9 protein-coding genes are annotated in these 14766 nt (G+C 71.2%); 5 read left to right on the forward strand and 4 right to left on the reverse strand.

The window, feature by feature from the left end; all coding sequences use genetic code 11:
• Positions 1-261 precede the first annotated feature (261 nt).
• Positions 262-1056, forward strand: coding sequence for a hypothetical protein (locus tag IPH07_35585; protein MBK6922764.1), 795 nt, complete (start codon positions 262-264; stop codon positions 1054-1056).
• 15 nt (positions 1057-1071) lie between these two features.
• On the opposite strand, the gene IPH07_35590 is transcribed toward IPH07_35585, so the two are convergent.
• Positions 1072-1482 carry a helix-turn-helix transcriptional regulator gene (locus IPH07_35590; protein MBK6922765.1) on the reverse strand — a complete coding sequence of 137 codons (411 nt, stop codon included), beginning with the start codon at positions 1480-1482 and terminating at the stop codon, positions 1072-1074.
• A gap of 69 nt (positions 1483-1551) precedes the next feature.
• Entirely contained in the window at positions 1552-3738 is a 2187-nt protein-coding gene (gene uvrB, locus IPH07_35595; GenBank protein MBK6922766.1) for an excinuclease ABC subunit UvrB, read from the reverse strand.
• A 135-nt stretch (positions 3739-3873) separates the two neighbouring features.
• On the opposite strand from uvrB, the gene IPH07_35600 reads away from it, so the two are divergent.
• The 4 genes from IPH07_35600 (at position 3874) to IPH07_35615 (ending at position 13199) form a co-directional block, all read left to right on the forward strand.
• Entirely contained in the window at positions 3874-4581 is a 708-nt protein-coding gene (locus IPH07_35600; GenBank protein MBK6922767.1) for a suppressor of fused domain protein, read from the forward strand.
• A 454-nt stretch (positions 4582-5035) separates the two neighbouring features.
• Positions 5036-5932, forward strand: a complete 897-nt coding sequence (gene rarD, locus IPH07_35605; protein ID MBK6922768.1) for an EamA family transporter RarD — start codon at positions 5036-5038, stop codon at positions 5930-5932.
• A 41-nt stretch (positions 5933-5973) separates the two neighbouring features.
• A complete protein-coding gene (locus IPH07_35610; protein MBK6922769.1) occupies positions 5974-6930 on the forward strand; it encodes a thiamine phosphate synthase in 957 nt (318 codons plus the stop codon).
• A 1238-nt stretch (positions 6931-8168) separates the two neighbouring features.
• Entirely contained in the window at positions 8169-13199 is a 5031-nt protein-coding gene (locus tag IPH07_35615) for a tetratricopeptide repeat protein (protein ID MBK6922770.1), read from the forward strand.
• A 68-nt stretch (positions 13200-13267) separates the two neighbouring features.
• On the opposite strand, the gene IPH07_35620 is transcribed toward IPH07_35615, so the two are convergent.
• Positions 13268-13735, reverse strand: coding sequence for a hypothetical protein (locus IPH07_35620; GenBank protein ID MBK6922771.1), 468 nt, complete (start codon positions 13733-13735; stop codon positions 13268-13270).
• A 9-nt stretch (positions 13736-13744) separates the two neighbouring features.
• On the reverse strand, positions 13745-14755 hold the full coding sequence (locus IPH07_35625) for a hypothetical protein (protein ID MBK6922772.1): 1011 nt from the start codon (positions 14753-14755) through the stop codon (positions 13745-13747).
• Positions 14756-14766: the final 11 nt, after the last annotated feature.

The raw sequence follows: 14766 nt of genomic DNA on the forward strand, positions 1-14766 counted from the left end.
AGCCGTCGCGAGCGGCTGCGCAGGTGCGGCCGCTCGGGCCGGACGCGGACCGCGAGTCGGCCGCGAAAGCCGCATAGACCCACCAAGGCGCCCCCTAACGCGCCCGATCGGCAGCAGCCCGCGAACCATCCCGCGCTCGCGCAAGCTCGGGGCACGGGTCGCGTTCATCCCCCGATCCCTTGTCGTACACGCGTGCGCGTACGATACTCCGCCCCCGGCCGCAGCCCTGTTCGTGCGGCCCGCCTCGAAGGTATGCCGATCATGCGTCGCACCGCGCTCGCTCGCCCCGCACTGTCCTCCGTGTTGAGCCTCGCACTCGCGATCGCGCCGTGGGAGCTCGCATCCGCGGGCCCCGCGACGACGCCGAAGGACAAGCCCGCCGAGACCGCCGCGACGACGGGCGCTGCGACGACGGGCACCCCACCCGCCGACACCGCGCCCGCCGACACCACGCCCGCACCGGCCGACACCGACGGCACCGCCGTCGCCGACACCGAGGCTGCGCCCGCGGACACCGAGCCGGTCGCCGACACCGATGGTGCCGCGAAGGACACCGAGGGCGAGACCGAAGGCGAGACCGAGGGCGAGACGGAGGCCGATGTGCCGCCACCCGAGCCCGCACCGGACCCGATGGCCGATCGCCCGCCCGAGCCGCAGGTCGCCGGCAAGCCACGCAAGGGCGTGGGCTTGATGATCGCCGGTGGCACCGTGCTCGGTGTCGGCCTGGCTGCGTCGATCACCTTCGGCCTCGTGACGCGCCACTGCCAGTACGACGGCCCGCTCAAGTGCAAGTACCAAGATCAGGATCAGTTCCTGATCCCGATGTCGGTGTCCGTCACGTTGCTCGGCGCGGTGCTGCTCGGCGTCGGTGTGGGCTACAACCTCGGCTACAAGAAGTGGCAGCGTTGGACGCCCGCGGTTGCGGCGGCCGAGAAGGCCAAGGCCGAGAAGCGCGCCAACCGTGGTCGCCGCGGCAAGAAGTCGAAGACCAGCACCGCCTTCGCGCCGGCGATGTTGCCCGGTGGCGCCGGTGTCGTGGTCGGCGGCCGCTTCTAGCAGTCGCGCTTCGGCTCAGCGTTCGCGTCGCGCCACCACGACGGCGGCGAGCTCGGCGATGAGCTCGACGTCGTCGGTGCTCGCACGGGCCAGCAGCGCTTGCAGCCGCGCGCGCGGCGAGACCTCGCCCTCGCGCCCGCGCAGCGGCGTCGCGAGGTCCGGCAGCATCGCGGTGACCGTGGTGCCCATGCCGAGCGCGAGCCGCAGCAGTGTCCGCAGGCCAGGGCTGCTGTAGTGGCCGTTCTCCAGCCGCGAGACCATGTCGGTCGCGATGCCGGCGGCCTGCGCCAACGCGTGCTGGGTCAGGCCACGCTCCTCGCGTAGCGTCCGCACACGCTGGCCGAGCTCGCCCATGTAGGCGCGCTCCTGCATGCGCCGCGGCGTCTGCTGGTCGTCGTCCTCGTCGTCGTCTGCGTCGTTGGCCACGTGCGCGCGGCGAGCTTGCCACATTCGAGCGGCTGCCGCTGCGCGCGCGAGTGGAGCTCGTCGCGTCGCTCAGCTGGCGAACTCGAGCCGCTGGGCCTCGAGCACGCGGATGCGATCGCGCACCGCCGCGGCGTCCTCGAAGCGGAGCTCCTTGGCAAGCGAGGCCATCTGCTGCTTGAGCTCGCGCAGACGTGCGTCGATCTCCGCGGGCAGTAGATCGGTGTCACGCAGCTCTTCGATGCCGACCGGCAGCTGCTTGGCGCCAGCGGCCGCGCTCGGGGCCTTGGCGCTGGTGCGTCGCTCGGCGGCGCGCTTCTCGTTCTCGAGCGGATCGATGCCGCGCCGCGTGGTGCGGGGCACGATGCCGTGCACCACGTTGTAGTCGGCCTGGACCTTGCGACGACGATCGGTCTCGTCCATCGCGAACTTCATGCTGTCGGTGATGCGGTCGGCGTACATGATCACGCGACCGTCGACATTGCGAGCGGCGCGGCCGATGGTCTGGATCAGGCTCCGCGCCGATCGCAGGAAGCCCTCCTTGTCGGCGTCGAGGATCGCCACCAGGCTGACCTCGGGGATGTCGAGGCCCTCGCGCAGCAGGTTGATGCCCACCAGCACGTCGAACTCCCCCTGTCGCAGGCCGCGGATCAGCTCGACGCGCTCGAGGGTCTCGATGTCGGAGTGCAGGTACCGCACCTTCACGCCGAGATCCGCGAAGTACTCCGTCAGATCCTCCGCCATGCGCTTGGTCAGCGTCGTGACGAGCACGCGCTCCTGCTTGGCGATGCGCTGCTTGATCTCGTCGAGGAGGTCGTCGACCTGGCCTGCGATCGGCCGCACCTCGATCGGTGGATCCAGCAGGCCGGTGGGCCGGATGATCTGCTCGACGACCACGCCGTGGGTGCGCTCGACCTCGTAGTCACCCGGCGTCGCGCTGAGGAAGATCGCCTGGTGCACCCGCTGCTCCCACTCGGCGAACTGCAGCGGGCGGTTGTCGAGCGCCGACGGCAGACGGAAGCCGTGATCGACCAGGGTCTCCTTGCGGCTGCGGTCGCCGCGGTACATCGCAGCGACCTGCGAGACCGTCTGGTGCGACTCGTCGACGACCATCAGGTAGTCGTCGGGGAAGTAGTCGAGCAGGGTGGGTGGCGGCTCGCCAGCCTCGCGGCCGGTCAGATGGCGCGAGTAGTTCTCGATGCCCGAGCAGTGCCCCATCTCCTGCAGCATCTCGAGGTCGAACATCGTGCGCTGCTCGAGCCGCTGGGCCTCGAGCAGCTTCATCTTGTCGTTCAGCTCGACCAGGCGATGTTGCAGCTCGACCTTGATGCCCTCGATCGCGCGGCGCAGCTGGCTCGCCGGCGTCACGTAGTGGCTGGCGGGGAAGATGCTCGCGCGCTGCAGCGAGGCCTTGGGCTGGCCGCGCAGCGGATCGATCTCGCGGATCGCCTCGACCTCGTCACCGAAGAACTCGATGCGGATCGCGGTGTCGTCCTCGTAGGCAGGAAACACCTCGACGACGTCCCCGCGCACGCGGAAGCAGCCACGGTGGAAGTCGATGTCGTTGCGCTCGTACTGCATCTCGACCAGCTTGCGCAGCAGCTTGTCGCGGTCGAGCTCTTCGCCCACGGCGATCTGCGCGACCATGCCGAGGTAGGCCTCGGCCGCGCCGATGCCGTAGATGCACGACACGCTCGACACGATGATCACGTCGCGTCGCGACAGCAGCGAGTAGGTCGCCGAGTGGCGCATGCGATCGAGCTGCTCGTTGATGTTCGAGTCCTTCTCGATGAAGGTGTCGGTCGAAGGCACGTAGGCCTCCGGTTGGTAGTAGTCGTAGTACGACACGAAGTACTCGACCGCGTTGTGGGGGAACAGCGCCTTGAACTCCGCGTACAGCTGCGCCGCGAGCGTCTTGTTGTGCGCGAGGATGATGGTCGGCCGCTGCGTGCGGGCGATGACGTTGGCGATCGTGAAGGTCTTGCCGCTGCCGGTGATGCCGAGCAGCACCTGCGCGGCTTCACCGGCCTCGACGCCGGCGACCAACGCATCGATGGCCGCGGGTTGGCCACCCGCGGGGGTGAAGCTCGACACCAGCTCGAACGGGTGCTCGAGCCCGGGCCGCGGAATCACGACCTTGCGGGGGTCCCATTCCTCGCCGGTGTCGAGCGTCGGCGCGGGCGCACGACGATGCGCGACGGTGCCGGGCGGGGCAGCGGGCGACACGGACGCGGGCGGAACTCGGCGACGCGGCGGCATGGGGAAGGCACGTTATGGGCTGCTCGCGGGCTTTCGCAAGGGCGAGCGCGGCGCGCCGGTGTGGCCGCGCGCGCGGCCATCGTGCGGGTCTCGTTCGGAGACGGTGGGCGGGCGCGCGCATGTTACGGTGGGTTGATGGCCGAATCGGATGAACGGTCCCCCAGCGGTGCGCCGATCCTGCGTCACACGGCGGCGGCGCCGAGTGACGACGTCGCCCACGCGGACGACGAGCGCGTTGCGAATCACCTGAGCGGTGTGCTCGGCGGCGAGAGCATGGTCTTCCACGAGCTCGTCTCGGATCGCGTGCACATCGACGTGCACATGTTCGCGCCGACCTCGGATCGCCCGAGCTTCGTGCTCGCGACCTCGGGCATGAGCGCGCGCGCGATGACCATGCCGGCGGGCTTCGAGCAACCCGAGCAGTGGTGCTTCGGCGAGCTCATGATGAGCCTGCCGCCGACCTGGAAGCTCGAGCAGCGCGACTTCGACGACGAGCGCAACTACTGGCCGGTGCGGCTGCTCAAGATGCTCGCGCGACTGCCCCACGAGTACGCGACCTGGCTCGGATGGGGCCACACGATCCCCAATGGCGATCCTGCGCGGCCGTACGCACCCGGCACCGAGTTGTGTGGCGCGATGGTGATCCCGCCGTTCGCCTTCGGTCGCGAGCTCTTCGAGGTGCCGGGCGACCCCATCGTGCACGTGTACCAGGTGCTGCCGCTCACCGCGGCCGAGATGGACTTCAAGCTGCGATCGGGTGTCGATGCCTTGCTCGAGCGCATGGAGGCCGCCGACGACGGGATCTACGGCCCGCTCGACGCGGCGCGACGGAGCACCGTGTGATGGACGATCCAGGCCACGCATCGGCCCGATGCGACCCAGAGGGGGGTCGCTCGAAGGGGTCGAGTCGGCGACGTGAAGGTCGGCGGGGTTCCATCGGTGAGGGCGTGCTCGAGTCGGCGGCCGCCGACGACCAACACGCGGCGCCACTGCGATCGTGGGTGATCGAGTACGTGCTCATCGGCCTGGTCACCACGGGCTTCGGCACCTGCGGGCTCGCGCAGCTCTTCGGAGCTCACTGACGTTCGGACCGGTTCGCTCCCGCGGAGCACGCGAGTGGTTGCCGGCACCGGCACCGCTCCGGCCATGGACCGCACGTCGCACGGTCCGCGCTCGAGGCGGGCTCGCGTAGGCCGCATGCGGATGCGGGGGTGGCCGTTGTGCCAGTGGCCGGGTCGAGGGCGGCAGGTCGCGGGGTCCGGCGTTCGACCGTCGTGCCGTGTCATGCTCCGCGGCCGTGACGTCACTCGAGCCGCCCGCGTCCGACGAGGCTGCTCGCACGCGTGCGATCGGGCTCGGGTACGGCGTGGCGGCGTACGTCACGTGGGGCATCCTTCCGCTCTACTTCAAGCTGCTGCGCGAGGTGCCGGCGCTGCAGACGTTGGCGCATCGCATCGTGTGGGCGACGGTGTTGTTGGCGGCGGTGATCACCTGGCGTCGGAGCTGGCGCAGCGGTTACGACGATGTGCGTCGCGCCGGCGCGTGGCGGTTCATCCCGACCACGGTGCTGCTGTCGTGCAACTGGCTGGTCTACATCTGGTCGGTGAACAGCGGTCGCGTGCTCGAGGCGAGCCTCGGCTACTTCGTGACGCCGCTGGTCAACGTCGGGCTCGGCGTGTGGCTGCTGCACGAGCGGTTGTCGCGGACGGCTGGGATCGCGGTGGCGATCGCGGCGGTCGGGGTCGCGGTGCTGGTGATCGGCACCGGCACGCTGCCGTGGATCCCCTTTGCGCTCGCCGGTTCGTTCGGGACCTACGGCCTGCTGCGCAAGCGGATCGCCGTCGCGCCGGTGCCGGCCTTGCTGGTCGAGACCGCACTCATGGTGCCGCTGGCGGCCGGCTACCTGCTGTGGCGACCTGCCGAGGCCGCGGCCTTCGGGGTCACGCCGCAGATCGATGGTCTGCTGCTGGCGTCGGGGGCGGTCACGGCATTCCCGCTGATCTGGTTCGGGCACGCCGCGCGGCGGGTGCAGCTCACCACCCTGGGTGTGCTGCAGTACCTCTCGCCGAGCATGTCGTTCGTGATGGCGGTGACGCTCTTCGGCGAGCCGTTCGGGCTGTGGCACGCGATCGCCTTCGGGCTGATCTGGACCTCGCTGGCGGTGTTCGGCCTCGACGCCGCTCGTCGGCGCTAGCCGTCGCTCGGCGTTCTCCGGGGCTGCTAGCATCCCCGCGCGTGTCCATGCTCGCCGCCGGCCTCTACGCGATCCTCGACCTCCCCCATCGAGGTGGCCTCGCGCCGGAGCAGGTGGTGGCGGCGCTGGTCGAGGGCGCCCGCGCGGGGCTGGCCGCGGTGCAGCTGCGGGCCAAGCACGCCGGCACCGGCGAGCGCATCGCGTGGCTCGAGCGCCTGCTGCCCATCTGTGCCGCCGCCGGGGTGCCGCTATTCGCCAACGACGACCTCGACGCGGCGCTCGCCGTGCCGGGGGTCGCCGGCGTCCACCTCGGCCAGGGCGATGCCGGCTTCGACCGCATCGACGAGGTCCGAGCGCGGGCGGCCGCCGGCTTCGCGGTCGGCATCTCGACCCACTCGCTGCCGCAGCTGCGCGCGGCGCTGGCCCAACGACCCGACTACGTCGCCTTCGGACCGGTGTTCTCGACCACCTCGAAGCGGGATGCCGATCCCACGGTCGGGCTCGAGGGGCTGGCCGACGCCGGCCGCGTCGCCGCGCGCCCGCTGGTCGCGATCGGAGGGCTCGATGTCGAGCGTGCTGCGCAGGCCGTCGCCGTTGGTGCGGATCGCATCGCGGTGATCGGTGGGCTCGTCGCGACGACCGCCGAAGAGATCTCTTCGCGTGCGCGCGCCTACGTGGCGGCGATCACCGAGGCCGCGCGATGGTGGTCCATCGACGAGGTGCACGCCGCGATCCCGGTGCTGTCGAAGCCGACCCTCGAGGGGCTCGCGCGCTGGGGGGACGACCTCGGCGTGTTGGCGCAGATGCGACTCCCCGCCCGCTTCAGCCCGCGTTTCGAGGGGGGCTGCGCCCAGTTCCGGGCTCGCGACGTCTGCGATCTGCAGTGGGCGCTGGGCAAACATGCGGGCGAGAGCTGGGCGCAGTGGACGGCGCGCGGTGACACGGACGGGAGCGCCACATTGGTGCAGCTACGCTCGCTCGATCGCGCACGGTCGTGACGCGTCGGGGTTTCGCGACCACGACATCGCGATCACGGTCGCGAAGAATTTCTCGATCGCGATCCGTCCAAGAATTTGCGCGTGCGCCATTCGAGATGCAGATTCAGATCATGATGGGCGTACGTCGAACGGTCGCGAAGCCAGTGGGCTCGCGACGCGCCGTCACGGGGCCCTTGCCGCAACTGCCGCTGCGAGCACTGCGGGGCCCGAAGACCCTCGAGGATCGTCTGATCCCAGGGCTGTTCCTGTTCGCTTTCGTCGGTTTGCTCGCGATCCAGGTGTTCCTGGCGCTGAAGCACTGAAGGTCTGTCGCTCGGCAACGGCGTGCACGCCCTCGCGTTTGCGGGCGGCGATGCCCGATGGTGCCCGGTGCGCGAACACGGCTCGAGGGCAGCGGCCACTCGGGCGCGCTCCTTGGTGTCGAACCCGTCAGCGATCCGACGCTCGCATCACGCGAGCCGTCGGCGCCTGCGCTCGAAAGCGTCGCAAGGGGGCGCCCGTGCCCGAAAAAGGCTGCTCGGGCGCTGCGCCGACCCGTATCATCGACTGCGCTGGCGGTCTGCCGGCTCGCAAGAGACGTGACCACGCCCAACGATCCCTCCCGGCGCAAGCCTCCTCCTCCTCCGGGTCTCGCGCGGCGGCCGAATCCGCCCGACGCGGGCAAGCCCGGCGAGCCGTCGTCGAGCCCGGGTGCTGCGGCCAAGCCGGGCGGGCCGGGTGCGACGCTGCCCAAGCCGCCGGCCGTGCGACGCGGGACGCAGCCGTCGATCCCGCCGACGCCGTCACCGGTCCCCGCGGTCGCAGCGACCGCGACCGGTGTCTTCGAGATCTCCGACGAGGAGCTCGAGCCCAGCCCGCCGGCGCGGGCGTCGAGCCGATCGCTGCCCGCCGTCCCCCCGGAGCCAGGCGAAGCGGAGCTCGTCGTGCCGGCGATCGCGGCACCACCTCCGGCCGTCGCGCCGCCCACGATTGCGCCACCGACGATCGCACCGACAGGCGCGGCGACGCCCGCGACTGCGCCACCGACGATCGCATCGACGAGCACGGCGACGGCCGCGGGTGCGAGCGGAGAGTCGCCCAAGCCGCCGAGCGTGCCCCCGCGGACGCCACCCGCGATCAAGCCCCCGGCGCCGCCCCGTCCCGCCCCTGCCGCGGTCGGTCGACCCGCGATCGCACCGGCGCCGCGTCCCGGAGCGCCTGCGCCAGCATCCGCCGAGCGGCCCCGCGTCGCCACGCCGATGCCGAGCCCCGCGCCCACCCGCGCCGAGGGACCGCTCCCGACCCTCGCGGTCGGTCCCTCGCCGGTGCCCGCCGGCGCGACGCCGGTCGCCGACGCGATGCGCGACGCCCATGCCGAGGACGCCCGCGCCGCGATCATCAGCTACGTCGAGCTGCTCGGTCGCACCGACGACGTCGCCCGCCGCGGTCGCATCTGCTTCGAGATCGCGCGACTGCACGAGCTGCTGCGCGAGTACGAGGCCGCGCAACACAACTACCTGCAGGCGCTCAACGCCAGCCCCGAGCACCTCCCCGCGGTCGTGGGCGCGCGCCGGGTCGCGCTGCGTCGCGGCAGCTGGGACGCCGTCGTCGAGCTGTTCGATCGCGAGATCCGTCTCACCGCCGATCGCGGCGCGAAGGCGGCGCTGCTGCTCGCGAAGGGCCGCGTGCTGGAGGATCGCCTGCGCCAGCTGCCGGCGGCGCGCGAGGCCTATGCCGCCGCGATCGAGCTCGCCGATCCCGACGTCGCACTGTTCCACGCGATGGCGCAGATCGATGCCCGCGCCGCCTCGTGGGACGCGCTCGAGCGGCTGTACGAGTCATCGGCCAACGTGCTCGCCGACGACGCGAGCCTGCGCGCCGCGATGTTGTGCCAGCGTGCGCGTCTGCGCGAGCTGCATCGCGACGATCTCGACGGCGCCGCGCAGCTCTACGCGCAGGCCTTCGAGCTCGACGACGCCGCGCCTGGGGCCGCCGCCGCGCTCGAGCGACTCTACGCCCGTCGAGGTCGCCATCGTGAGCTGGCGGCGTTGCTCGAGCGCGAGGCCGACCTCGTCACCGACCCCGGCTCGCGCGCGCTGATCCTGCACCGCGCTGCACTCGTGACGCTCGAGCGCATCGGTGATCGGGCCGCCGCGCGAGCGCTGCTGGAGCGCGCCGAGAAGACCTCACCAGGCCAGCCGGTGGTGCTCGAGGCACTCGTGCGCGTGTACGAGGACGCCGCGCAGTGGCCCGAGCTGGTGCGCACGCTCGCGACGCTGACCGAGGCTACCCACGAGCCCGGCGAGCGCTTGGGCCTGCTGCATCGCATCGGCATGGTCTGCCTCGACGGGCTGGACGATCGCGACGGTGCGATCGCAGCGTTCGAGGCCCTGCTCGAGATCGACGCCGCGCACGTGCCGGCGCTGCGAGCCCTCGCGCCGCTGTACACCGCGACCTCGCGCTTCGACGCACTGGTGAAGATGCACCGTGGTGAGGCTGGCACCGCGCGCGAGCCCCATCGCCGCGCCAGCGCCCACGCGAGAGCCGGCGAGATTCTCGAGCGACTCGAGCGCTTCGACGAGGCCATCGGCGAGCACGAGCACGCGCTCGCGCTGGTACCCGACATGCTGCCGTCGTTCGAGGCGTTGGTCGGCCTGTTGGCCCGCGCGCAGCGGCACCGCGCGCTCATCGAGCTCTACGAGCGACAGCTCGAGCGATTCGATCTCGAGCGGCGGATCGAGTCGTTGTTCGCGATCGGCGATCTCTACCGCGGTCCGCTCGCCGATCCCGAGCAGGCCGAGTTCGCGTACCGCCGCATCCTCAAGCTGCGGCCGCAGCACCTGGGCGCGATCCATGCGCTCGCGCGCGTGGCCGCGGCCGCCGGCCGCTGGCGTTCGCTCATCGAGGCGCTCGAGCTCGAGGCCGGCATCGCCACTGCGCCGCACCAGGTCGCCGATCTGCTGCATCGCATCGGCGAGATCCTCGACGAGCGACTCGAGCGGCGCGACGAAGCCATCGCGCGCCTGCGTAGCGTGCTCGCGCTCGAGCCCGCCCACGCCGCCACGCTGGCCACGCTCGGGCGCATCTTCCACGCCGAGGGCCGCTGGGCCGATCTCGCGGAGATCTACCAGCGCGAGCTCGACGCGGCGACCGACGAGTCGACCCAGGTCGCGCTGCTGCACAAGCTCGGGGAGCTGCACGCGCGCCAGCTCGCCGATCTCGACCAGGCCACCGGGTTCCTGCGCCGAGCTCTCGATCTCGATCCACGCCACGGCGCCTCGTTGCAGGCGCTCTCGCGGATCCTCCGTGGGCGCGCGCAGTGGCGCGAGCTCGCGGCGCTGGCCGAGTTGGAGCGCGATGGCTTCCGCGATCCGGCCAGCCGTGCGCTCGCCAGCTTCCAGCTGGGCTTGCTGTACGAGGAGCGCCTCGACGATCGCGCGGCCGCCGAGCGTTGCTACTCGCTCGCGGTCGAGCTGAGCCCGAGCAATCGTCCGGCCGCCGATGCGCTCGCGCGCGTGCGCACCGAGCTGGGGCACTGGGCGCAGCTGGTGGAGGAGCTCGAGCGCGGTGCCACCACGATGATCGATCCGCGGCTGGCGACCGCGACGCTGTTCCGCGCCGCCGAGGTCGCGCGCGATCACCTGCGCGATCCGGCGCGTGCGCGTACCGACTTCCAACGGGTGCTACAGGCCGAGCCGGGCCACGTCGGCGCACTGCTGGCGCTCGAGGCTCTGCAGCGCGAGGCCGCCGACGTCGAGGGATTGGCCGACACGTTGCTGCAGCAGGCCCGCAGCTTCCGCGGCGGCACGGCACGCGCGATGGCGTGGCACGAGCGTGCCCGCGCACTCGAGCTCGCGGGCGTCGGCACCACCGACGAGCGGGTCGAGGCGCTGTCGGGTGTGCTCGCCGTGCATGCCGCCGATCGAGGGGCCCTGACCGGGCTCGAGCGCGAGGCGCTCGACAGCGGCGATCCGCGGATCATCGCGAGCGTCGACGGACGACTCGCGAGCACGGTCGGCGATCCCATGCTGCGCGCGGCGTTCCTGACCCGCCGCGCCGAGGCGCTCGAGGCCGCTGGCGGACCGCAGGCCCTCGAGGTGTACCGTGAGGCGATCGCCCTCGATCCCGAAAACCTCGGGGCCCTGCGCGGGCTCTCGCGGCTTGCCGAGGTGCTCGGCGACGTCGATGCACTGGTCGAGGTCGCGGAGCACGAAGCCTCGATCGCGAAGACGCCCGCCGAGGCCGCCGAGGCGTGGACTCGGGCCGGCAACGCGCGCATCGATCAGATCGGTGATCGCGGCGCCGCGGTGCGTGCGTTCGACAAGGCGCTGCAGCTGTGGCCCGATCACGAGCGCGCTGCCACGCGGCTGTCGGCGTTGATGCGGCAGCAGGGCCAGCTCGAGAAGCTCGCCGATCGTCTGCAGCGTGCCGCCGGCGAGGCTCGCGATCCCGTGCGGCAGCGGGCGCTGTGGCTCGAGGTGGCGCGCCTGTACGCCAAGGAGCTCGACAACCTCGGCGGCGCGATTCATGCGCTCGAGCGACTGCTGCGGGATCATCCGAAGGATGCGAGCGCGCTGCTCGAGCTGGCGGGGCTCTACCTCGCCGATCGCCGCACCGATGACGCCATCGCGCTGCTGCGGCGCGCCGCCCAGGTCGCGCAGGGCGACCAGCTGGCCGAGGCCAACTTCCTGCTCGCGGTGGCGCTCGAAGACAAGGGCGACACGCCGGGGGCGTTTCGTCACTACGAGCTCGCGATGCAGCAGCGGCCCGACGACGCCCGCGTGTTGTCGCGCGTCGTGGCGTTGCAGCTCGACTCGGGGCTGTTCGCGGCCGCGGTCGACAGTGCCTCCCGCCTGCGCGGCCAGGTGAAAGACGAGCCGGCGCAGGTTGCCGCCGACATCGCGCTCGCGCAGGCGCACCTCGGCGTGCGGCACATCGACGAGGCCATCGACGCGCTCGCCGATGCGATCGCGATCGAAGGTCCGGGCGGCACCGCGAGCACCGAGCTCCACCGGGTGGCGACGCAGCCCGAGCACTGGCAGCGCTACATCATCGCGCTGCGCGGACAAATCGGCGGCGCGGGTGATCACGCCGCGATGCTGTGGCTCGAGCTGGCACGCACCCAACGCGATCGGCTCGGTGAGGCCGAGCACGGCCGCGCGACGTTGATCGAGGGCCTGCGCGCGTGCAACGGCGATGCTGGCCTGCGCTTCGAGCTCGCCAACGACCTGCGACTGGCGCATCGCGTGGTCGATGCCATCGAGCAGCTGCAGCAGGTGCTCATGGACGACGTCACGCGCATCGAGGCCTGGCGCTCACTCGCGCAGGCCTTTGGCGATCTCGAGCAGCCGCGCGCGCGCGGCCTCGCGACCGCAGCGATGCTCACCTTCGAGGTCGCGAGCCCCGAGGAACGCGAGCAGATGCGCGGCTGGGCGCCGCGCACCGAGGCGATCCGGCCCGGTTCGCTGGCCGGTGATGCGACCGCGGATCTCCACGTTGCGCGCGACCAACAGGCCCCGGCTGCTGCACTGCTGGCCTCCATGGTCGAGGGCCTCGCGAAGATCCGCCCTGCGGATCTGTCGCGCTGGGGCGTGGGCAGTCGCGACAAGCTCGCGCAGCGACCCGATCAGCCGCTGCGCGTGCTGGTCGATCGCATCGCGGCGCTGTTCGGGATCGAGGAGTACGACGTCTACCAGCACAACCTGCGCGATCGCACCGTGTTCGTCGAGAACACCGGTCGGCCGAGCGTGCTGGTGGCGTCGTGGCTCGGCGAGCTGCCGCCGAGCCAGCAGGTCTTCGCGATCACGCAGTCGATCGTCAACCTCTCGCGAGGGCTCTTCACGATCGATCTGTTCACGCCGCGCGAGCTCGAGATCCTGGTCGCCGCGGCCGCGCGGAGCAGTGCGCCCTCGTTCGGCGAGACCATCGCCGCCGCCGACGTGCTCGACGATCACATGCGAACCATCGTCAAGGCGATCTCGCGCAAGCGCAAGCGAGCCTTCGAGATCGCCGCCGAGGCGCTGCCGCGCTCGCGTGGTCCCGACACCGCGACCTTCATCCAGTGGGCGCGCCAGAGCGCGCGCCGCATCGCGTTGCTGGTCGCCGACGATCTGCCGGGCTGCATCACCACCGTCGCGCGCGCCGAGGGCATCCAAGGCAAGCTCGGCGTCGCCGCCGTGCGCACCTCGCCGGTGCTCGCGGACCTCGTGCGCGTGTGGATCTCACGCCCGGCGATGACGCTACGCTACGCGAGTGGCCTGCTGCCGATGCCCGCCGCACGACCGGGGTGAGGCAGGCGCGCGCGCAGAGCGAGGCGGTGCCCATCCGTGTGCGCCGCCCCGCGTCGCATGGCGCAGTGCTACGGCGCCTCCATGCAGAGGCCGGTTTGATCGTTGCAGACGGGCTTGTACCACGGGCAGTTGGCGTCGCTGCCTTGGCAGGGCTCTTCGCCGCGACAGCACTCGCCGGGACACTTGCTCGCGTCGCAGCCTAGCTCCTTCCACAATTGCGGGTCGGCGTTGCACACGGAGAAGGGGATCGAGACGTCGCTGCATGCCGCAATGGCACCGTCGCCGCAGGCCTGCTCTGGGTAGCATCGCGTTCGGTTCAGGGCGACGTCACGACAGGGCTCGAGGCGCTCGTCGAAGTAGTTCGAGAGGCACCTGTCGACGGTCGAGTCACTCCCACAGGCGCGCGCCCACGTGGCAAACGCCTCGCAGGCTTCGACCTCCTCGTCGCGCTCGGGGTCGTCGACCACGGTGCGGTCGGAGCAGCCCCAGCCGACCAGGATCCCGACCGCGGCGAAGACGAGTTGGCGCAGTCGCATCGACGTCACCTACTCCACCCGGTACGCGATCGTGAAAGGCGACCCGCTGCGGAGCAGCGTGAGCGTGAAGTCGGATGCCGAGGCCAGGCTTGCGTACGCGTCCAGTACGCCGGGGATGGTGTTGATGGCCATGCCGTTGAGCACGATCGGTCGGTCACCGGTGCGCAGGCCGAGGGCATAGACCACCGTACCGGCGCTTACGTCCGTCAAGGTCCAGTTGGTGCCGGTGACCATGTTGACCCGCGGCGATTCCTTCAGCAGCCAGCCGGGGTTGTCGAGCATGTCCTCGAAGAAGCCGGCGTCCACGTCGTACCGGCTCTTGTCCGAGTTCCACGTGATCGCCTGGCTGAGGACGTAGTGATCGGTGTAGCTGTCGTCGGGGAGCTCGGCGACGCCGGGGTCGACGTCGAAGCCCGCGGTCGTCGAGTCGGCGCCGCCGGTGGTATCGGGGGCGTAGATCTGGAACGCGGCACAGCTACCGATGCCGCCGCTCTGAACGAGGTCCGGGATCAGGTCGGCGTCGAGCGAGGGGCCGATGATGTTCTCGCACTCGTTGTGGTTGACCCCTGGGGTCTCGTCGATGATCTCGAGGCAGCGCGTGACCGCAGCAGCGTAGATCTCGTCGCGGTAAAGCATGAGAATCCCGCCGGGGGTCTCGTCGTCGCCGATGATGTGATCGATGGCGTACTCTGCGTGGACCTCGGGAGGCACGCAGACGCAGCCCTTCGGCGCGTCTCCATCGGGTGGAGGCTCGATGATGTCGCCGACTTCACCCTCGTCACATACCCACGGATCGACCGTACCGTTGTCCTTGCAATACCGTGGCCCCGGTACGCCAACCGGCGCCTCCGGATGCGGCGGCAGCCGGGCGCACCACAGTGTCCCATCCATCACCGGCATGGTGCCGGTGTCCTCGGCGCTACCGATCGTGCCCCAGCTGTCGACCGTCTGATCGTTGAGCACGCCCTTGGCGCAGCCGGCGAGGCCCGTGGGCGCGACGCTGAGACCAAGCACCATCATCCAGCTACTGA

This window comes from Deltaproteobacteria bacterium (genome assembly GCA_016709225.1).
In the GTDB taxonomy this organism is placed as follows: Bacteria; Myxococcota_A; Polyangia; order Nannocystales; family Nannocystaceae; genus Xiheibacterium; species Xiheibacterium phototrophicum.